Origin of the sequence: Streptomyces sp. NPDC059524, from assembly GCF_042749255.1 — a bacterium.
In the GTDB taxonomy this organism is placed as follows: Bacteria; Actinomycetota; Actinomycetes; order Streptomycetales; family Streptomycetaceae; genus Streptomyces; species Streptomyces xanthii.
The window spans coordinates 38,676-58,571 of the sequence record NZ_JBHYTK010000031.1; the positions used below are offsets into that span (position 1 = coordinate 38,676).

A 19,896-nucleotide genomic window follows, 5' to 3' on the forward strand; every position below is an offset into this window, starting at 1 on the left:
TCCGGGGGGGGGGGGGGGGGGCGCGGGGGGGGCGCCCCCCCCCCACCCCCCTCGTCCGCGCTCCGTGCGCGCGGGTCAGACCTCGTAGTCCGGGCTGACCTTGCGGAACCTGGTGCGCAGCTCGTCCCCCTCGAACTCCAGCACGTCGGTCACGAAGCAGCTCGGGCCCACCAGCGGCTCCGAGACGTTCGGGCGGGTCTGATAGACCACGGCGTAGTACTCGGTACGGATCGAGCCGTCGTCCTGCGGGAAGACCTGCACCATGTTGAACCAGTGGCGGCGCTGCACCGGATCGACCGCGTGCTTGGTCTCCTGGTAGGCGCGGATCGCCGCGGAGATCGCCGCGCGGCCGACCAGCGGGTCGGCGCCCGGGCGGTGGTCGAACACGCCGTCCTCGGTGAACGAGTCGGCGAACGCGTCGGCCTGCATGGTGTCCAGGAGACGCACCTGCCCGGCATAGAACTGCTGGACCTCTGCGTAGAGTTCGCTGATGCTGCGCGACCGGCCGGTCGCCAGAGTCGTCGTGGTCACAAGAGCTCCTGATCGGAAGACGGACGTCATGAATCGCAGGACGTCATGAAGTGGGGTGTACGGACCGCACGGCGCGGTCGAGAACCTGCGCGGGACTCGGCTGCCGGGCCATCTCCGCGCTGACCTCGGCCGCCGAGTCGGCGAACGAGCGCTCCGCCAGGAGCCGGCCCACGAGTGCGCACAGGCGCGGTGCGTCGGCCTCCGCCGGGTCCAGGGACAGACCGGCCTTCCGGTCCACCACCTTCTGCGCGATCAGCGGGTTGTCGGAGCCGCCGGGCAGCACCAGCTGCGGCACCGCGTAGTGCAGGGCCGCCGCCGCCGTGCCCGAGCCGCCGTGATGGATCACCAGCGAGCAGGTGTCGAGGAACGTGGACAGCGGCAGGAAGCCCGCGACCCGCACGTTGTCCGGCAGCGGGCCCAGCTTGGACAGGTCCGTCGAATGGTCCGCGAGGACCACCTCGACGTCCAGTTCCCCCAGCCACCGCAGCAGCGAACCCAGCGTGCCCCCGTCCGAGAGCAGCGGGACGACCGTGCCCAGGGTGAGACAGATCCGCGGCCGGTCCGGAGTCACCAGCGCCCACTCCGGCAGCGTCACACCGCCGTTGAAGGGCACGTAGCGCATCGGCCACCAGGGCACCCCGTCGCCCCTGCCGGCCTCGTCGGCCGACAGGCCGCCCATGCTGGGCGCCCGCGGGTCGACGCGGGCGATCAGCTCCGGCTCGCGGTCACCGATGCCGAGCCGCTCGCGCAGCCCCAGCACCACGGGGGAGTCGTCGGGGATGACACCGGTGCGGTCGTTGTGGTCGTCCGCCTCGACGAACTCCGGGTCACGCGTCGACCAGGAGACCCGGTTGCCGACCTCGAGCGCCGGAATCCCGAGCGCGACGGCCGCCATCCGGCCCGCCTGATGGTCCGAGGTGTACACGATCAGATCGGCGCCGAAATCGCGGCCCGCCTCGACCGTGCCCTCGGTGGAGACGAGCGTGAACAGCTCGAACGGCTTGACCTGCTTGGCCAGGTCCCAGTAGCCGGCGGGCAGCCGCGGGTCCTCGTACTCGGGCGTGCCGGGCTCGGGCGCCTGCCCGGAAGAGGCCAGCATCAGGTCCCCGCCCACATCGCGGTGCGGGAAGACATCCGCGATCGGCAGCCCCCACTCGGGGCCCACCTTCGTCATGTACGCGGTGGTGGCGACGAGGATCTCGTGGCCCGCGGCACGGGCGGCCCACACCAGCGGCACGATCGGCAGCATCAGACCGTAGCCCGGGGCCGCGGCGAACAGGATCCTCATGAGCGCACCACCATCGCCGAGTTGTAGCCCCCGTTGCCGCGGGCGACCACCAGCGCCGTACGCAGCTCCGCGCGGCGCGGCTGCCCCGTGACGAGGTCCAGCGCGTACTCCTCGGGAACATCGGCGACATGCGCCGTCGCGGGGATCACCCCGTCGCGCAGCGACAGCAGCGCGGCGACGACATCGAGGGGCGCCCCACCCGCGTACAGGCGGCCGGTCAGCGTCTTGGGCGCCGTCACCGGCACACCGCGCGGGCCGAAGATCCCGGCGAGCGCGTCCGCCTCGATACGGTCCAGCTCCGGAACACCGCTCGCGTCGGCGAACACCACGTCGACGTCCCCGGCCGTGATGCCCGCGTCCTTGAGAGCACCACGGATCGCCGAGGCCAGCGCCGGCGGGCGCCCGGACCCGGGACGCGGATCGAACGTCGCCGCATGACCCGCCAGCTCGCCGTACACCGTGGCACCACGCCCGCGGGCCGCCTCCGCGTCCTCCAGGACCAGGTACGCGCCGCCCTCGCCCGGCACGTACCCGCTCGCCGCGGCGTCGAACGGCAGATAGGCGCGGTCCGCGTCCTCGGCCTCACTGATGCGCCCGGTCGCCAGGTGCGACACCCAGCCCCACGGGTCGTACGAGGACTCGACGCCGCCGGCGATGGTGAACGGGGTGCCGCGGCGGATGGTGCGCCGGGCGAGCGCGAGCGCGTCCAGACCGCCCGACTGGTCGGCGACCAGCACACTGCCGGAGCCGCGCATGCCGTGGCGAATGGAGATCTGGCCGGTGTTCGCCGCGCAGAACCAGGCGAACGACTCGTACACGCTGACGCTCTCGGGCCCCTTCGTCCAGAGCTTCTGGATCTCCTTGTGGGTGAACTCGAAACCGCCGTGCGCGTTCGAGGAGATCACCCCCATGTCGAGATCCGGCAGGGACTGGAGGTCGGCCCCGCAGTCCTCGATCGCCGCCTCGGCCGCCACCAGCGCCAGCCGGGTCACCCGGTCGGTCTGCGGCAGCAGCCGGCCCGGCAGCAGCTGCTCGGCCTTGAAGTCGCGGATCTGGCCGGCGAGCCGCGACGGGTACTGCGCGGCGTCGAAGCGCTCCAGCGGCGCGATCCCGCTGCGCTGCTCCAGCGTCGCCGTCCAGAACTCCTCGGTGGACTGGCCGTTGGGGGCCATCGCACCGAGTCCGGTGAACACCACGGTCATCGCTTCGCTCCTCGCCACTTGCGCAGCACCATCGCGCTCTGGAACCCGCCGAAGCCGCTGCCGACCGTCAAGGCGGTGTCGACCCGCGCCTCCCGCGCCGTCAGCGGCACGTAGTCGAGGTCGCACTCCGGGTCCTTCTCGTGCAGGTTGGCCGTCGGCGGGATCACCCCGTGCTCGATGGCCAGGGCGCACGCCGCGATCTCGATGGAGCCGATGGCCCCCAGCGAGTGACCGATCATCGACTTGATCGAACTGACCGGAGTGCCGTAGGCGTGCTCACCGAGCGCGCGCTTGAACGCGCCCGTCTCGTGCAGGTCGTTCTGCTTGGTGCCCGAGCCGTGCGCGTTGATGTAGTCGAGGCCGTCCTTGTCGATGCCGCCCTCGTCCATCGCCGAGGTGATGGCCGTGGCCATCTCGCGGCCGTGCGGGCTGAGCCCCGTCATGTGGTAGCCGTTGCAGCGGTTGGCGTAGCCGGCGATCTCTCCGTAGATCTTCGCCCCGCGGCGCTTGGCGTGCTCGTACTCCTCGAGGACGAACATGGCGGCGCCCTCGGCGATGACGAAACCGTTGCGGGTCCGGTCGAAGGGGCGGGCCGCGGTCGCGGGGTCGTCGTTGCGCGGAGTCGTCGCCTTGATCGCGTCGAAGCAGGCGATCGCCAGCGGGGTGATCGCCGCCTCCGTCGCTCCGGCGAAGACGATGTCCGCGCTGCCCTCGGAGATCAGCTGATGGGCGTTGCCGACCGCGTCGATGCCCGAAGTGCAGCCCGTGGACACGGTGTTGACCGGGCCCTCGGCACGCATGTCCCAGCCGACCTCGGTGGCGATCGTGGCCGGGGTGAAGTAGTCGAACAGATGCGGGGAGGCGTAGCGGTGGTCGACCAGCCAGTCCTTGCCCGAGTCGGAGAGCACCAGGTACTCCCGCTCCAGACTGGTGGCCGCACCGATCGCCGTACCGATGCTCACGCCCGTGCGCGACGGGTCGACCGTGTCCAGGTCGAGGCCGCTGTCCTCCAGCGCCTCACGCGCCGTGACGACGGCGAACTGCGATGCCCGGTCCAGGCGGCGGATCTCACGATGCCCCAGCCCCTGGGCCTCCGCGTCGAAGTCGACCTCTCCCGCGACCTGGGAGCGGAACTCGGACGGATCGAACGCGGCGATGCGGCGGGTCGCGGTGCGGCCTGCCGTCATCAGGTCCCAGAACGCCTTCGTGCCGTTGCCGCCGGGGGCGAGGACGCCGATGCCCGTGATGACCGTGTGGCGCCGGCCGGTCATGCGGCTGCGGCCGGCGAGCTCGCGAGGTCCGAGACGATCCTCAGCAGGACCCGCGGCGTCTCCACCGTGGCGATGTCCTCGTCGAGGATGACCACGCCGAACTCCTGCTTGATACGGCTCGCCGTCTCCATCAGAGCCAGCGAGTCGTAGCCGAGGTCGGCGAAGGGGGTGTCGAGAATGTCGCCGTCAAGGCTCCCGGTCCCGTCATCGCCCGCGCACTCGACGAGGATCCTACGGAGATCATCGATGTTCATGGAGCTTTCTCCCTCTCGTGTTCCGGCCGCGGCTGACAGGGCGGCCTCACTTTTCGGACTCTGCGGTGCCCGGCTATAGGTCCGCTCGATCGCCGCCGGACGCCGCCCACTCGGGCGCGTCCGTGAACTCGACCACCGCCGCCGACCACGTGAACCCGCCCCCGACCCCCGCCAGCAGGGCACGCTGGCCCGGCCGGGCACGCCCGGTCTCCACCAGATGCGTCAGGCCCGCGAACTGGTCGCCGGCCCCCAGGTGGCCGATGCCACGGCTCCAGGACCACAGCGTGCGGTCCGGGTCGATGCCGTAACGGCGGAAGAAGTTGACGTCCAGCCGGCGCCGCCCCAGGTGCGGCAGCAGGAACCAGTCGATGCCGTCCATCTCCGAACCCGCCTCCTCCAGCGCCCGCTCGAGCGCCTCCGTCTGCGCGGCAGCCATCCGGGCGACCGAACGCTGCCCCTCGGGCGTGCGCAGATAGACGCGGGTCGTGGCGCCGAAGTCGATGGGACGGCGCACGGCCAGCGAGGCGTCACCCGGCGGGTCCTCACCGCGGTGCATCTCCTCCAGACCCGGCTCCGAGACCAGGACCAGCGACAGGAGCCGGGCGAAGCCCTCGCCGCGGGCCACGACCGCCGCGGTCGCACCGTCCGCGAGAACGGTGCCCGGATCGGTGAGCCAGCGGTCGATGCCGGGCGCACAGAACCGGTCGGCGGTGGTGATCAGAGCAGCGGGCCCCCCGGTGGCGGTGAGGTGCGCGGCGGCCAGTTCGAGCGCGGCCATCCCACCGTTGGACGTCTGCCGCACCTCCATCGCGGGGCACCGGTTGCCGACACCCGTGCGCTGGACGTACGACGCCGGCGCCCACATGTCGTACCCCTGGTAGTACAGGGACGCGTGCAGCACCAGCGTGATGTCCTCGGGCGCGACACCGGAGCGCAGCAGCGCCGCACGGGCCGCTGCCGCCGCCATGTCCGGGGGACTCTCCTCACCGACGGTCACGCCCGTGCTCTGCATCCGCTTCACGGACACCGCGTCGATCAGACCGAGGCCGACCGCGGTGTCGGCGGGCATCACCGCCGGCAGGTGCACGGCACTCGCGCGCAGGTAGACGTCATCCCACCGCACAGTCGGAAACCCTCCCCGGGAACTGGGCCGCAAGTCGGCCGGCCCGCCGATCCTCCCGGCACCGGGTCGACCACAGGTGGACCCGCCCTGGAGCCACGGGAGAGGCCCGACCGCCGGTACACCACTTCTCGAGCAGCCCTCCACGCGCACGCGGCAGGTTGGCGAGGACACATCGCCGGACGAGGAAGGCCCGCGCATGGAGAGCCCCATGAAGCCGTCCCCCCAGGCACCCGCGGACGCGGTGCTCCTGTTCCCCGGCCAGGGAGCGCAGTACGCGCGCATGGCCGCCGGCCTCTACGGCCACGACGAGGTGTTCACCGACGCCGTCGACGAGGCCCTCGTCCTGTTCGGCAACGCCGACGAACTGCGCTCGGACTGGCTGGCCCAGCACCCGGCCGTCCCCGTCGACGACGTACGCCGCGCCCAGCCCCTCCTGTTCGCCCTCGGCCACGCGCTCGGCCGCACCGTGCTCTCCTGGGGGGTGCGCCCCGTCGCCCTGCTCGGCCACAGCGTCGGCGAACTCGTCGCGGCGACACTCGCCGGAGTGTTCTCCCTGCCGGAAGCGGTGGCCATCATGCGCGACCGCGTCGACCGCATAGCGCCGACCCCCGCGGGCGGCCTGCTCACCGTCGCCGGCACACCCGAGGACGTACGCCCCTATCTGGCACGCCACCCCGAGATCGCCGTCGGCGCCCTCAACGCACCCCGCCAGACCGTGCTCGCCGGCCACACCGCCCCCCTGCGCGCCATCAGCGCCGAACTGCGCGAGGCCGGAATCACCATCCTGCCCGTCGCCGCCCACCACCCCTTCCACAGCCCGGTCCTCGCACCGCACTTCGCCGACCTGACGCTGTACCGGAACGTGACCGCGCACCCGCCCGCCATCCCCCTGTGGTCGGCGTTCACCGGCGGCCCCCTCGACGCCCGCTCCGTACGCGACCCGGCGCTGTGGGCGAGCCACCCCGTCGCCCCCGTCCTGTTCTGGCCCACCCTGGACAGACTCCTCGCCACAGGCCCCCACCTGCTCATCGAGGCCGGCCCCGGCCAGGGACTCACCACCCTCGCGCGCCGCCACCCCGACGTGAAGCGCGGACACAGCGAAGCCGTCGCCCTGCTGCCCGTCCGCTCCCAGACCCCCGAGGGCGACCGCGAGCAGCTGTCGGCAGCACACGAACTCATCGACACCCGGACCCGAGAGGAAGTCCCGACATGCGTCTAGCCGCCAACCTCACCTACCAGGGGGCGGGAGAACTGGCCCGCGAGGCCGAACGGCTCGACTACGACCTCGTCCTGGCCGCCGAGAGCCCCCGCTCCGACGCGGTGAGCGTGCTCGGCCTGGTCGCCGGAGCGACCACCCGCATCGCGATCGGCTCGGGCGTCATGCAGATCCCCGCCCGCCCGCCGGGCGCCACCGCCCTGGCCGCCGCCACCCTCCACGCCCTCAGCGGCGGCCGCTTCCGGCTCGGCCTCGGCGTCTCCAACCCGCACATCTCCGACGGCTGGTACGGCGTGGACTTCGCCCACCCGCTCGGCCGCACCCGCGAGTACGTCGACATCGTCCGCCGCGCCCTCGCCGGCGGCCCCGTACGCCACGACGGCACCCACTTCCAACTGCCCGCCCACGGCCTGCAGGGCGCCCCGCTGCACCTGCACACCGAACTGCCCGAGGCCCGCATCCCCCTCTACCTGGGCGCCGTCGGACCACAGAGCCTGAGCCTGGCGGGCGAGATCGCCGACGGATGGGTCAGCGGCTTCACCACACCCGAACTCGTCACCGACTCCGTGCGGCAGCTCGCCGCCGGCCACGAGCGCGCCGGCCGCACCGCGGACGGCTTCGAAGTCATCCCGTACGTCGCCGTCTCCGTCGCCGACGACCCGGCCCAAGCGGCGGACGAACTGCGAGCCCACTACGCGCTCCTGCTCGCCGTCGGCGGAGCCGACAACTTCTATTGCGGGCTGGCCCGCAGGATGGGCTTCGACAGCGGCATCGACGCCTTCCAGGAACGCCTGGCCGCCGGCGACCGCGCCGGCGCGGCCGCCGCGATCCCCCTGGGCTTCATCGACCGCACCGCCCTGCTCGGCCCCGTCGGCCGCATCGCCGACCGGCTGCACGCCTGGTCGGAGGCCGGAGTCACCACACTGAGCGTGCTGGCCTCCGCGAACGCGACAGACCTCGAGGGCCGCAGGCGCGTACTCGCCCACGCCGCCCAGGCCCTGGAGAAGGCCGGCCTGCGGACCTGAACCGCCCCGCCACCCGGCGCCGGCACCACCGGCGCCGCCTTCAAGGACGCCTGCACCCGGCATCCCTGAAGGCGGCGCCGGGCGCGGCAGCCCCGGCTACTGCCCGCCGTCCTCGTCCGCGTGGTCGGCGGTGAGACCCTCACCCCAGTCCACGGCGGACATCTCCTCGTAGGACATCTTCTGGCGCGGGATCCACGAGGCACTCGCACCCTCCGCGTTCACGCCCTTCTCGAACACGGCCAGGCTCGGGTAGAAGTGCGCGCCCGTCAGCGTCAGGTCCGTCTGCGACGGCTCGTGCCCCTCCGGGTGCTCGCGCTCCTCGTGGTTGAGACCGTCCAGCAGCGTCTTCAGGAACCCCATCGAGGTGGCCGGCGAGCTCAGCTCCCGCGAGCTGCCCCCGTACCCCGGCCAGTACGAGGTCTGCAAGTCCTCGGCCGCGAACAGCCCGCCCGGACGCACGTACGGGAACAGCGACTTGAAGGCGGCGATCAGATCGGAGTTCCCGTGGCTGGCGTCGTCGATGACGATGTCGAACGGACCGAGGTCACGGCCCAGCGACTGCAGGAACCCCTCGTCCGACAGATCGCCCTCGATCGTGTGGATGCGCTGCTCACGCAGCGGAGCCTTGTCGAAGACATCGACACCGTAGATGACCGAACGCGGGAAGAAACGCTTCCACATCCGCAGCGAACCGCCACCGGAGGCCGGGTTGCCGTACCCGCCGATGCCCAGCTCCAGGATCTTCAGCGGACGATCGCGCAGCGGCCCGAAGTGCCGCTCGTAGTGCGGCGTGTAGAAGTGCAGGCCCCACTTGTCCGAACCCTGACGCAGCGACAGCTCGCCCAGGTCCTCATGACGGCCCGTCGTCCCCCGCACCAGACGCTTGACGACGGGGAAGACGTGCATCGTGCCACCGAGCCGCTCCGTGTTCTCCAGATCGTGCCAGACGATCCGCAGCACCTGCGCCTCCGGCGCACGCCACGGACCCAGCACCGCACGCAGCAGCTCGGCCAGGTCCGCCTCGATCGTGGCGTGCGGCTCCTCGGCCCGCCCCGCCTCGTGCTCGGCGCTCTTGCCGGCCCGGATCACATGCCCGACCGTCACCCCGTCGAACGCGAGAGCGAGCTGGATGTCGACCGGCGCGGCGTCCTGGCCCGGGATCTCGTGCAGATCCGCCCGGTTCACCAGCTCGTCGGCGAGGATGTGCGCGGTGCGCTCGGGGCCGACCTCCCGGATCGCCGCCTCGATCTGCTCGGCACCGCCCTCGGCGGCCAGGATCAGCTTCAGGATCTCTTCGTGTGCGCGTTGAATTGTCACACCGTCGAACTCTCAGCCGTCCCGTTGGAGCCCGGCTGGACACCCGCTCGACCTTCCGCCCCGACACCTCCTGCGGCCCCCGCCCGGCAACTAGCATCGCCGCGTGCTGAGTTCACGACACACCCCATGGCTGGTCACCGGCGCCGCCGGAATGCTGGGCCGCGCCCTGTGCGAACGGCTCGAGAAGAACGGAGCAGAAGTCACCGCCCTCGACCGCGGCGCCCTGGACGTGACCGACGCCCGCGCCGTCGGCGAAGCCGTCGCCGCCACCCGCCCCGCCGTCGTCGTCAACTGCGCCGCCATGACCGCCGTCGACGCCGCCGAGAGCGACGAGACATCGGCGTACCACATCAACGCGGACGGACCGCGCCACCTCGCCCGCGCCTGCGCCGACACCGGCGCGCAACTGGTGCACATCTCCACCGACTACGTCTTCGAAGGCGGCACCGCGGACCACGCCACCCCCTACCCCGAAGACGCCGAACCCCGCCCCCGCACCGCGTACGGCCGCACCAAACTCGCCGGCGAGCGAGCCGCGCTGACGGAACACCCGTCCGGCACCGCCGTGCTCCGCACCGGCTGGCTCTACGGCCACCACGGCCACAGCTTCGTCGGCACCATGGTCCGCCGCGCCGCGGAAGGCCGCACGGTGGACGTGGTCGACGACCAGTTCGGGCAGCCGACCTGGACCGGCGACCTGGCCCAGCGCATCCTCGACGTCGCCCGCACCGGCGCCACCGGCATCTTCCACGCGACGAGCACCGGCCAGGTCAGCTGGCACGGCCTGGCGAGCGAGGTGTACCGCCTGACCGGCGCGGACCCCTCTCTCGTCCGCGCGATCGACAGCGCACAACTGACCAGACCCGCACCCCGCCCCCACTGGAGCGTCCTCTCCCACGAACGCTGGACCACCGCCGGACTGCCGCCCCTGCGCGACTGGCGGACCGCCCTGACCCAGGCCCTGACCGACGAAGACGGCTGGAAGGCGTACGCCTGACCCCGCAGGCGCAACGGGGGCAACACGGCACCCTCCGACGGCGAGACCCCCACAGACGAGCACGGCGGACGAGGCGAACGAGGCGAGCACCCCGGACGAGGCGAACGAGGCGAACGACGGACAACGCCCCGCTCCGACAGCCATACACCACGACTCGAACGGTTCTCCAGCCGAGAAACCCACTATCGGCCCCACACCGTTCGGGTCGCCCAGACCCACGGCCCCACCACGGCCCGGCCGCGGCCAGAGCCCACAGCACCCGCACCCCCAGGGCGAACACCCGCGTCCACGGCACACCACAGCCAAGCGGGACCCAGGCACCACCGAGGCACCCCGCCCCGGCCACCGCCACACAGTCCCCACCCCACCACACACGACGGGAGCGACCGGGATGTCCGTCCCCACCTCGCCCAGAACAGCCCCACCAGCCTCCACATCCTCGGCCGGCATCGCCAAACTGCCCTCCCTCACCGGCTACCGCTTCATCCTGTTCAACGCGGTGTTCTGGACCCACACCCTCGCCGCCGCCCGCTTCTTCAAGAACGAGGACATCAACGACCTCGGCCACATCTGGCCCTACGGCACCACCGCCCTGACCTCGTTCTTCATCCTCAGCGGCTTCGTACTCACCTGGGGCGAGGCCTGGCGCAACGGACTCGCCCGCTACTGGCGCGCCCGCGCCGCCAAGATCTTCCCCGGCCACGTCGCCGTCTGGGCCTTCACCCTCATCCTGCTCGCGGTCGTCGGCCCCATGGCACTCATCGGCCCCACCGACGTCGGCCCGGCCATCGCCAACCTCTTCCTCGTACAGGCCTGGATCCCCAACCCCTCGTACATGATGAGCGTGTACGGCATCAACTGGTCGGTCTCCTGCGAGATCGCCTTCTACCTCGCCCTGCCGCTCTTCATCCGCCCCCTCCTGAAGATCCCCGCCAAGGCCCTGTGGGGCGTCTTCGCCGGCCTCGTCGCCCTCATCCTCACCATCCCCGCCCTCATCGACGCCTTCGTCGGCGGCCCCGTCTGGCCGTTCTGGGCACCGCTCTCCTTCGACCAGGCCTGGATGGTCTACTTCCTGCCGCTCAGCCGCCTCCCCGAATTCCTCCTCGGCATCGTCCTCGCACGCATCGTGCAGACCCGCCAGTGGCCCCGCATCCGCGCCCGCTGGATCTTCCTCGCCACCGTCGCCGCCACCTACCTCGTCTGGCTCGCCGTCGACGACGTCCTGCCCGCCACCTACGCCAGCAGCGGCGTCCTGTCCATCACCGTCTGCCTCTTCATCCCCCTCATCGCCCTGCGCGACATCGACGGCCGCTCCTCCTTCCTCGCCCGCAAGAGCTGGGTCACCCTCGGCGACGCCTCCTACGCCACCTACCTCGTGCACTGGCCCGTCCTCGCCATCGTCCGCGAACTGGCCGGACCCACCGAGAAGTACGGACTCTGGGCCGGCCTCGGCATCGTCCTCGGCACCCTCGTCCTCACCCAGGCAGCCGGCCTCGCCCTGTGCCGCTACGTGGAACGCCCCCTCATGCTCCGCCTCGGCCGCCCCAAGAAGCAGCAGCCGACGCCCACCGACCGGCCCCTCGTCGGAGCCAAGGAGCCGGTGTGACCACCACCCCCGAGCGCACCGCGCACGACCCGGCGGACACCGGCAAGGCCCCTGCCTTCCCCTTCGAGTCCGACCCCGGCCTCCCGCTGGACGTGCCCGCCGAGTTCACCCGGCTGCGCGAGCAGTGCCCCGTACAGCGCGTGGCACTGCCCTACGGCGGCGAGGGCCACCTCGTCAGCCGGTACGCCGACGTGAAGCAGGTCCTCAGCGACCGGCGCCTGTCCCGGGCCGCGACCGTCGGCCTCGACGTGCCCCGCACGGTCCGCGAGGTCACCGCCCCCGGGCACCTGCTGGCCATGGACCCGCCGGAGCACACGCGGCTGCGCCGCCTGGTGGCGAGCGCGTTCACCGAGCGCGCCGTCCAGCGCTGGCGCCCCCGCGTCCAGGAGATCGTCGACGGACTGATCGCCGGCCTGCGCGCACAAGCCGCCGACGGCGGCCCGGTGGACCTCGTCGCACACTTCTCCATGCCGCTGCCGATGACCGTCATCTGCGAACTCCTCGGCGTCCCGCCCAAGGACCGGCACTACTTCCGGCGCGTCGCCGAGGTCGCCTTCAGCAACGGCTCAGCCTCCTCGGAGGAGATGCAGAAGGTCGGCGAGGAGTTCGGCACCTACCTCTTCGGCCACATCGGCCGGCTGCGCGACAACCCCGGCGACGACCTGATGTCCCAGATGATCGCCGCACGCGACGAGGACGAGGACCGGCTCACCGAGGCCGAACTCATCAGCCTGGCCGGCACGATCCTGCTCGCCGGCTACGAGACCACCGCCGCCGAACTGTCCAACTTCGTGTACACCCTGCTGACCCAGGACCGCTGGACCTGGCTCGCCGCACACCCGGAGCACCTGGACAGCGCCGTCGAGGAACTCCTGCGCTACATCGCACTGGGCGGCGGCGACGTACTGCCCCGCCTGACCACCGAGGACGTGGAGATCGGCGGGACACTCCTGGCGGCCGGGGAATCCGTCATCGCCGCGATGATCTCCGCCAACCGGGACGCCGACATCTTCGACAACCCGGACGAGCTCGACCTGGAGCGTGCCCACAACCCGCACCTCGCGTTCGGTCACGGCCCGCACCACTGCACAGGCGCCCAACTGGCCCGTCTGGAACTGAGGCTGGCCCTCTCCAGCCTCCTCAAGGCCTTCCCGGACCTCCGCCTGGCCACCACCGCCACCGACGTGCCCTGGCGCGAAGGCTCACTCGTACGCGGCCCGGTGGAGCTCCTGCTCCACTGGTGAGCACACGGGCACGCACGCACCACGATGCTGTGCGCGACGGCACCCGCCGCCGCGCACAGCACGACACCCGGCCAGCAGCGTCGCGCCGGCAGCACCACCGGCCACCGTGTCCACCAGCCCTCGAGCGGCCCCACCAAGAATGCAACGCGGAAGGTCATGGCCCCCAGGAGGACACATGCACACTGACCAGCGCCGTACCCGCGACGACCGCGAGCGCGCCGCCGCCCCCACCGGCGCCCGACTGGTCCTCCCGCCGGCCACCCCCGGCAACGCGAAGTGAGCGGGACCATGACGACGACCACACCCGGGAAGACCGGCACCACCACCAGCGGCGGCGTCGAGGTGCGCTCCCTCGCCGTGAGCGGCTGCTTCGAGTTCACGCCACCCGTCTTCCGCGACGAGCGAGGCCTCTTCGTCTCGCCCCTCCAGCAGCAGGCGTTCACCGACGTGCTGGGACACCCCTTCCCGATCGCCCAGACCAACCACAGCCGCTCGGCACGCGGTGTGATGCGCGGAGTCCACTTCCCGGCCACCCCACCCGGCCAGGCCAAGTACGTGCACTGCTCGCGCGGCCGAGGACTAGACGTCGTCGTCGACATACGCCTCGGCTCCCCGACCTTCGGCGCGTGGGACACCGTCGAGATGGACACCGAGACCTTCCGCGCCGTCTACATCCCGGACGGCGTCGGCCACGCCTTCCTGGCCCTCGAGGACGACACGGTCATGACCTACCTCGTCTCCTCGCCGTACCGGGCGGACCTCGAACGGGAGATCGACCCGCTCGATCCCGAACTCGGCCTGCCCTGGCCCAAGGACATGCAGTTCATCTTCTCCCAGCGGGACACCGGCTCGCTGTCACTCGCCGAAGCCAAGGCCCGAGGCATCCTGCCCCGCTACGAGGACTGCCTCGCCGCCGCCGAGGCCCACCGATGACCAAGACCGTCGTCCTGGGCGCCACCGGCTGCATGGGACGCCACGTGTGCGCCGCCTTCGAAGCCCGCGGCATCGACGTCGTCGCCGTGGCCCGCCGCCCCGCACCCCACACCGCCCCCCACCCCTTCCTCGCACTGGACGCCGCCGACTGCCCACAGGAGCAGCTCGCGCAGATCCTGGCGGACCAGAACGCCGACACCGTCGTCAACGCGACGCTCGGCTGGGGCGAAGAGCAGCACCGGATCAACGTGCAGCTGGTGAAACACCTCACCGGCGCACTGCAACTCCTCCCCGCCGCACACCGCCCCCGCCTCGTCCAGCTCGGCACGGTCCACGAATACGGACCCATGCCCCACGGCACCGTCGCCGACGAGCATCTGGAACCCGCGCCCCGGACGGACTACGCCCGCACGAAACTCGCCGCCTCCCGCCACGTGCTCGCCTCGGACCTCGGCGCCGTCGTCCTGCGCGTCGCCAACACAGTCGGCCCACACCTCACCCAGGACGGATTCCTCGGCTCCCTCGCCGCCCGCCTCGCCCGCACGACACCCGGCGAACGGATCGAACTGACCCTCGCCGACGCCCGCCGCGACTACATCGACGTCCGGGACGCGGCGGACGCGGTGGTACGCGCCGCCCTGACCCCCACCCTCGCCCCGGACCAACGCCTCTTCAACATCGGCAGCGGCATCGCCTCACCCATCACCGACCTCGTCACCGCCCTCGTCACAGCGGCCTCCCTCCCCCCGGACACGATCGTGCTCCGCCCGGGCGAGATCCGCTCCCAGGACACGGCAGTGGGCGCGGACTGGACCTGCCTGGACACCAGCCGCGCCCGATCCGTGCTGGGCTGGACCCCGACCCACACCCTGGAAGCCTCCCTCCGCGCGATGTACGAGACGGCGGCCTGACCCCTCTGACCCGCCCCGCCCGGCACCGCGCCGCACACGAAACCTCCACCAAGTCGCGTTCATCAGGCCGCCACTTCGACGCAACCCTTCGTACGCCACACGAGTCACACCCCCGGAAGTCGTCTTCTCCTTCCCCCTCGACTACGGGAGTTCCACCGTGCGCGTACGCACCCTGGCCGCCACCGCCGCCGTAGCGGCACTCACCGCCACCGGACTGACCCTGCCGCTCGCCGGAAGCGCCGCGGCCGCCGCCACACCCAAGTTCGACTTCAACGGCGACGGCTACGCGGACATCGCGGTCGGCATGCCCGACGCCACGGTGAACGGCAAGGCCAAGGCCGGCTACATCAGCCTGATCTTCGGCGGCCCGCAGAGCCCCAGCCAGTCCACCGGCGTCATCAGCCAGGCCACGGCCGGCATCCCCGGCACGCCCGAGGCCGGCGACCGCTTCGGCTCCGCGCTGACCCCCCTCGACGTCAACGGCGACGGGCGCACCGAGCTCGTCGTCGGCGCCGACGGAGAGTCGCTCACCTCCGACCAGCTCCAGGACGAGGGCACCATCACCGTCCTGTCGGTCACACCCGGGCTCGACTTCCAGGGCACCACCGTGGCCAGGGGCACGTCCGGGGCCGGCCACATCGGCACCACCGTCGCCACGGGCGACTACGACGGCGACGGCGACATCGACCTCGCGTACGGCGAGAACGGCGAGGAGCACGGCTCGCTCCGTTTCCGCCCCGGCCCCCTCACCGCCGACCCGGTGACCACCACCACCCTGCGCAGCTACAGCATGGGCGGCCGCACCGACGCCCTGGCCACCGGCGACTTCGACGGCGACGGCCGGGACGACCTCGCCACCACCTGGAGGGGGATGGAGCAGTACGGCACCTTCATCACCCGCTGGGACGGCCAGGCCGGCCCCGCCCAGTGGTGGTCCGACATCGACCACGGCAAGGCGCTCGCCGTCGAGGACTTCGACCAGGACGGCACGGACGACCTCGCGGTCGGCAACATACAGCCCAACTTCGAGGCGGACCACACCTACTGCCAGGACCTGGCCGGCGGGGCGGTGCTCCTTCTCCACGGCTCGAAGACCGGGCAGTTCGGCACCGAGTACCAGTGCATCAACCAGTCCAGCCCGGAGGTCGGCGGTACCGCCGAGACGGGCGACGAGTTCGGCGCCGCGCTGGCCGCGGGCGACCTGAACGGCGACAGCCGACCCGAACTGGTGGTCGGCGTGCCCGGCGAGGACGTCGGCACCGTGAAGGACGCGGGCGGATACGTCACCCTGAACGGCACCGACCAGGGCCTCCACGGCGGCCTGGCCCGCAGCCAGAGCACCCCGAACATGCCCGGCACGGCCGAGGCCGGCGACCGCTTCGGCGCCCAGGTGGCCGTCGGCGACTACAACCGCGACGGTCTGCGGGACACCGTGATCAGCGCGCCCGGCGAGAACGCCGGCGAGCGCAGGTCCGGCGGCGTCTGGTTCGCGCCGAGCAGCACCGAGGAAACGTACCCGCAGGGCAAGTCGCTGACCCCGTTCGGCTTCGCACTGCCCGACGGAGCCATCAAGTACGGCCAGGTACTGGGCCTCTAGGCACCCGGACCGGCTCCTGCCCGAACCGGTCAACTGTCCTTCCACACCACCGATTTGGAGTACCCGTGCGACGACCCGTGCGTTCCGTGCGCAGCAAGAGACTCTCCGCCGTCCTGCTCGGCGCCGCCACCGTCCTGGCGTCGACGGGACTCGCCACCACAGTGGGCGCCGCGCCCGCAGCGGCCGCGACGGGCGTCCAGGGACCCGACTTCAACGGTGACGGCTACGCGGACGCCGTGGTCGGCGTGTACCGGGGGGACATCGACGGCAAGAAGTCCGCGGGCTACCTGCACGTGCTCTACGGCGGGCCGGGCGGAGCAGGCGCCACCACCGCCACGGTCAGCCAGGACAGCCCCGGAGTCCCCGGCACCAGCGAGGACAACGACCGGTTCGGCAGCACCGTGGCGACGGCCGACGTCGACGGCGACGGCCTGACCGACGTCGTCGTCGGAGCGCCCGGCGAGGACGTCGGCGACACGGCGAAGGACCACGGCTCCGTGGTCGTCCTGTACGGCTCGTCCGGCGGCCGCTTCGAGCGCGCCCGGACCATCGCACAGGGCCCGGCGGGCGGTGGCGCGGGGGCCTCGCTCGCCGTGGGTGACTTCACCCGGGACGGCGCCGCGGACGTGGCGGTGGGCCTGACCCACGGGGAGTTCGGCGAAGTCACCCTGCGGCCGGGCCCCCTCACCACGGACAAGCCGCTCACCCACCTCCTCGACACCGGCTTCGGCGGCACCTCGGGCAGGCTGGCGGCCGGCGACTTCGACGGCGACGGCACCACCGAGCTGGCAGTCTCCTCGTACTCCAACGACTACTCGCGCACCACCCTGTGGCGGTGGACCGGCTCGGCCCTGCAGGAGTACTGGAGATCCCCGGCCACCGGCTACGACATCGCCGCGGGCGACTTCGACGGCGACGGCGCGGACGACCTGGCGCTCGGACACTGCCTCATCACCGCCGAGGCCGACCGTCCCACCGGAGCCTGCGGCCCCGACGAACTCGCCAAGGGCGGCAAGATACGGGTCCTCTACGGAGCCTCGAGCTCCGAGGCCTTCGGCACCCGCAACCACACACTCAGCCAGGACACCCCGGGCGTCGTGGGCGCGGCCGAGGAAGCCGACAACTTCGGCATCAGGCTGGCCGCGGGCGACCTCACCGGAGACGGCCGCGACGACCTCGTGGCAGGCACACCCGCCGAGGCCATCGGAACGGCCGACCGCGCCGGTTCGGCGACCGTGCTGACCTCGGGCCCGAACGGACTGCTCGACACCTCGGGCACCGCGAGCTCGGCGGCCTGGCACCAGGGCTCCAGCGGGGTTCCGGGAACGCCGGAGGTCAATGACGAGTTCGGCTCCGCGGTGGCGGTCGCGGACTATGACGGTGACGGGGACGGAGACGTCACGGTCGGCGCCTACAACGAGAACAGCACGGAGTACGAGCAGACCCTCAGCACGGGCGGCGTCTGGACGCTGCCGAACGGTGTGGGAACGGGTTCGAGGGCGTTGACGCCTCGGTTGTTCGGGCTGTGGGGAGCGTTGTATTACGGGCGTGTGCTCGGGCGGGATTGAGGCGCCGTTCTTCGAAGGCCGAGCTTGGGGGAGTTGAGGTTGGAGGGGTTGAGCTTCGAGGGTCGAACTTCGGGATTCGGGTTTCGAGCTGTGTTTGTGGGGAATGGGTGGATGGGTTCTTTTCCCACCCACCCACCCACCCACCCACCCACCCACCCACCCACCCACCCCTTCCCGCCTGCCTGCTGGCCTGTGTGTCTGCCGCGTGGGCTTGTGAGGGGACGGGGCGTCAGGGGTGGTTGGGGTGTGGGGTGTTGACTTTTAGTGTTCGGGTTGCCACAGCGTGTGGTGGTCGTTTAGCGTTCGGCACATAAATCGACCCCGGACAGGTGCTAGCAACACCTGCCGGGGTCTGACCCCGTGACCGTAAAAGGCGGTCTTGGGGCTCACCTCGCGACCGTAAAAGGCGATCCCGTGGCTCATGAAGACTGTATCTCGGCAGCACCGTCGTCCGCACACCCGATGGCCGGCCAGGGATATGGAAAGCGGTCTGTTTGTGACGGAGCATCCCCGGAGGGGGACAGTTTCGCTCACCTGTCTCTGCGTGGCCGTTACCTGGCAGGTTTCGTGGACGCGTTGCCGGAGCAGGCCGCGATGGACGTGAAGACTCTCGCCAGGGAGCAGCCGTTGTTCGGGCAGATGGCGGTGGGGGGGCGCGCTGAGGGAGCTCTCCGCGGCCGGCCATCTGCGACGCGTACGCTGCCGAGCCGCGACAGGAGACGGCACGGTCCGCTGGGTTTCCCTCACCTACTGGTCCCGTACCGCGCGGAGTGACCAGTGGTGGGCGCGGTTCCTCGCCGGCGATGCACCTGGCCCTGACCCCGACCCGGTACCAGTGCCCGCGCTGGCGCCGGTGCCCGCGCCTGTGTCTGATCCGGAAGCGGATTTAGATCCTGACCCCGAGTCAGCGCCCAGCCCCGGCCCTGCGCTCGGCCCTGCGCTCGGCCCTGTGCTCGGTCCTGCGCTCGGCCCTGTGCTCGGTCCTGCGCCTGGCCGTGCCGCCGGTCCTGAGCCAGTGCCAGTGCCAGTGCCAGTGCCTGTGTCTGTGTCTGTGCCTGTGCAGCGTCGAACGACGGACAGGGCGTCAGATCCGCTACGGCTCCGGCACATCCCCAAGCGTTCCGCGGGGCCGGTGGCTCCCCGTTCGGAGGCGTACGAGGCGTTGGCCCAACTCGGTTGGAGGGAGCCGAGGTTGATGTTGTCGGCTGCGGATTGCGCGTCTCTTGAGGAGGCTGCTGCACAGTGGTTGGAGCGTGATCCTGACCGGTTGCAGTTCGTCCAGACTCTTGTCACGGGCCTTCCTCCCGTCGTGCATGCGCCACGGGCCTTCGTTGCCCGTCGGCTGCGCGACAAACTTCCACCACAACGAGTACGAGTCCCGGAGTACCGCACACAGTCTGCGGCCTCTGTGCCTCGACAACGCTCCCTGATGGAGTGCACCGAGTGCGGGAGACCTGGACAACCCCAGGCACTGCCTGGCGGACTCTGCCATACATGCCGGCCAGCCCCGCCGGCCTCGCCTGCTGTGAACGTTCAACTAGCCGGACATGAAAGTGTTTTGACGGAGCATCAGGATTTCTTGTGAGGAACTGACGTAGCGTCATCCCACCACATCCGACAGCCCGCACACCGCAGGCAGCAGCCAGCCACCAGGAAATCGCGGAGCGAATTCCTGCAGGCCGAATTGCGGAGCAATTCGAGCCCCGGACAACGGAGTTGTCCGCACCGGACGGCGGAGCCGGCCGGTGAGCAACGCGGAGCGTTGCCGTCTTTCCGCCACGTAGTGGCGGCGCGTCGTGTCTGCGGAGCAGAC

16 protein-coding genes are annotated in these 19,896 nt (G+C 71.4%); 9 read left to right on the forward strand and 7 right to left on the reverse strand.

The window, feature by feature from the left end; all coding sequences use genetic code 11:
• Window positions 1-75 precede the first annotated feature (75 nt).
• From ACFW9D_RS12060 to ACFW9D_RS12085, 6 genes are all read right to left on the reverse strand, one after another.
• A complete protein-coding gene (locus ACFW9D_RS12060) occupies window positions 76-531 on the reverse strand; it encodes a nuclear transport factor 2 family protein (RefSeq protein WP_223206476.1) in 456 nt (151 codons plus the stop codon).
• Window positions 532-574: 43 nt separating this feature from the next.
• The gene (locus tag ACFW9D_RS12065) at window positions 575-1,819 is read right to left on the reverse strand and encodes a glycosyltransferase (protein ID WP_384620746.1); all 1,245 of its coding nucleotides are present in this window, start codon (window positions 1,817-1,819) and stop codon (window positions 575-577) included.
• Window positions 1,816-3,021 carry a ketosynthase chain-length factor gene (locus tag ACFW9D_RS12070; protein WP_384620749.1) on the reverse strand — a complete coding sequence of 402 codons (1,206 nt, stop codon included), beginning with the start codon at window positions 3,019-3,021 and terminating at the stop codon, window positions 1,816-1,818. Before ACFW9D_RS12070 ends, ACFW9D_RS12065 begins: the two co-directional genes overlap by 4 nt.
• The gene (locus ACFW9D_RS12075) at window positions 3,018-4,292 is read right to left on the reverse strand and encodes a beta-ketoacyl-[acyl-carrier-protein] synthase family protein (protein ID WP_384620752.1); all 1,275 of its coding nucleotides are present in this window, start codon (window positions 4,290-4,292) and stop codon (window positions 3,018-3,020) included. Before ACFW9D_RS12075 ends, ACFW9D_RS12070 begins: the two co-directional genes overlap by 4 nt.
• Complete coding sequence (locus ACFW9D_RS12080) at window positions 4,289-4,546, reverse strand: acyl carrier protein (protein ID WP_188341813.1); 258 nt, start codon at window positions 4,544-4,546, stop codon at window positions 4,289-4,291. Before ACFW9D_RS12080 ends, ACFW9D_RS12075 begins: the two co-directional genes overlap by 4 nt.
• 73 nt (window positions 4,547-4,619) lie before the next feature.
• Window positions 4,620-5,669 carry a ketoacyl-ACP synthase III family protein gene (locus ACFW9D_RS12085; protein ID WP_384620755.1) on the reverse strand — a complete coding sequence of 350 codons (1,050 nt, stop codon included), beginning with the start codon at window positions 5,667-5,669 and terminating at the stop codon, window positions 4,620-4,622.
• Window positions 5,670-5,877: 208 nt separating this feature from the next.
• On the opposite strand from ACFW9D_RS12085, the gene ACFW9D_RS12090 reads away from it, so the two are divergent.
• Window positions 5,878-6,888: an acyltransferase domain-containing protein gene (locus ACFW9D_RS12090; protein ID WP_384620758.1), complete on the forward strand. Its 1,011-nt coding sequence runs from the start codon at window positions 5,878-5,880 to the stop codon at window positions 6,886-6,888.
• A complete protein-coding gene (locus ACFW9D_RS12095) occupies window positions 6,879-7,910 on the forward strand; it encodes an LLM class flavin-dependent oxidoreductase (protein ID WP_384620761.1) in 1,032 nt (343 codons plus the stop codon). Before ACFW9D_RS12090 ends, ACFW9D_RS12095 begins: the two co-directional genes overlap by 10 nt.
• 96 nt (window positions 7,911-8,006) lie before the next feature.
• Here the strand turns inward: ACFW9D_RS12095 and ACFW9D_RS12100 are convergent, their stop codons facing one another.
• Complete coding sequence (locus ACFW9D_RS12100) at window positions 8,007-9,227, reverse strand: hypothetical protein (protein WP_384620763.1); 1,221 nt, start codon at window positions 9,225-9,227, stop codon at window positions 8,007-8,009.
• Between the two features lie 103 nt (window positions 9,228-9,330).
• On the opposite strand from ACFW9D_RS12100, the gene rfbD reads away from it, so the two are divergent.
• From rfbD to ACFW9D_RS12135, 7 genes are all read left to right on the forward strand, one after another.
• Window positions 9,331-10,224 (forward strand): dTDP-4-dehydrorhamnose reductase, encoded by an 894-nt coding sequence (rfbD, locus tag ACFW9D_RS12105; RefSeq protein WP_384620766.1) that lies wholly within the window; start codon window positions 9,331-9,333, stop codon window positions 10,222-10,224.
• 391 nt (window positions 10,225-10,615) lie between these two features.
• Entirely contained in the window at window positions 10,616-11,830 is a 1,215-nt protein-coding gene (locus tag ACFW9D_RS12110) for an acyltransferase family protein (protein ID WP_384620769.1), read from the forward strand.
• Window positions 11,827-13,074, forward strand: a complete 1,248-nt coding sequence (locus tag ACFW9D_RS12115) for a cytochrome P450 (RefSeq protein WP_384620771.1) — start codon at window positions 11,827-11,829, stop codon at window positions 13,072-13,074. The genes ACFW9D_RS12110 and ACFW9D_RS12115 overlap by 4 nt, the downstream gene beginning before the upstream one ends.
• Window positions 13,075-13,362: 288 nt before the next feature.
• Window positions 13,363-14,007, forward strand: coding sequence for a dTDP-4-dehydrorhamnose 3,5-epimerase family protein (locus tag ACFW9D_RS12120; RefSeq protein WP_384620774.1), 645 nt, complete (start codon window positions 13,363-13,365; stop codon window positions 14,005-14,007).
• On the forward strand, window positions 14,004-14,918 hold the full coding sequence (locus ACFW9D_RS12125) for an NAD-dependent epimerase/dehydratase family protein (protein ID WP_384620777.1): 915 nt from the start codon (window positions 14,004-14,006) through the stop codon (window positions 14,916-14,918). The genes ACFW9D_RS12120 and ACFW9D_RS12125 overlap by 4 nt, the downstream gene beginning before the upstream one ends.
• A gap of 157 nt (window positions 14,919-15,075) precedes the next feature.
• Window positions 15,076-16,515, forward strand: a complete 1,440-nt coding sequence (locus ACFW9D_RS12130; protein ID WP_384620780.1) for an FG-GAP repeat protein — start codon at window positions 15,076-15,078, stop codon at window positions 16,513-16,515.
• Window positions 16,516-16,601: 86 nt separating this feature from the next.
• Complete coding sequence (locus ACFW9D_RS12135; protein WP_384620783.1) at window positions 16,602-18,083, forward strand: FG-GAP-like repeat-containing protein; 1,482 nt, start codon at window positions 16,602-16,604, stop codon at window positions 18,081-18,083.
• The last annotated feature ends 1,813 nt before the right edge of the window (window positions 18,084-19,896 follow it).

Excerpts from the sequence above, each read along its gene's own strand:
- ACFW9D_RS12065 (WP_384620746.1), bottom strand. The coding sequence starts at position 1,819 with ATGAGGATCCTGTTCGCCGCGGCCCCGGGCTACGGTCTGATGCTGCCG.
- ACFW9D_RS12070 (WP_384620749.1), bottom strand. The coding sequence starts at position 3,021 with ATGACCGTGGTGTTCACCGGACTCGGTGCGATGGCCCCCAACGGCCAG.
- ACFW9D_RS12075 (WP_384620752.1), bottom strand. The coding sequence starts at position 4,292 with ATGACCGGCCGGCGCCACACGGTCATCACGGGCATCGGCGTCCTCGCC.
- ACFW9D_RS12080 (WP_188341813.1), bottom strand. The coding sequence starts at position 4,546 with ATGAACATCGATGATCTCCGTAGGATCCTCGTCGAGTGCGCGGGCGAT.
- ACFW9D_RS12090 (WP_384620758.1), top strand. The coding sequence starts at position 5,878 with ATGAAGCCGTCCCCCCAGGCACCCGCGGACGCGGTGCTCCTGTTCCCC.
- ACFW9D_RS12095 (WP_384620761.1), top strand. The coding sequence starts at position 6,879 with ATGCGTCTAGCCGCCAACCTCACCTACCAGGGGGCGGGAGAACTGGCC.
- ACFW9D_RS12110 (WP_384620769.1), top strand. The coding sequence starts at position 10,616 with ATGTCCGTCCCCACCTCGCCCAGAACAGCCCCACCAGCCTCCACATCC.
- ACFW9D_RS12120 (WP_384620774.1), top strand. The coding sequence starts at position 13,363 with ATGACGACGACCACACCCGGGAAGACCGGCACCACCACCAGCGGCGGC.
- ACFW9D_RS12125 (WP_384620777.1), top strand. The coding sequence starts at position 14,004 with ATGACCAAGACCGTCGTCCTGGGCGCCACCGGCTGCATGGGACGCCAC.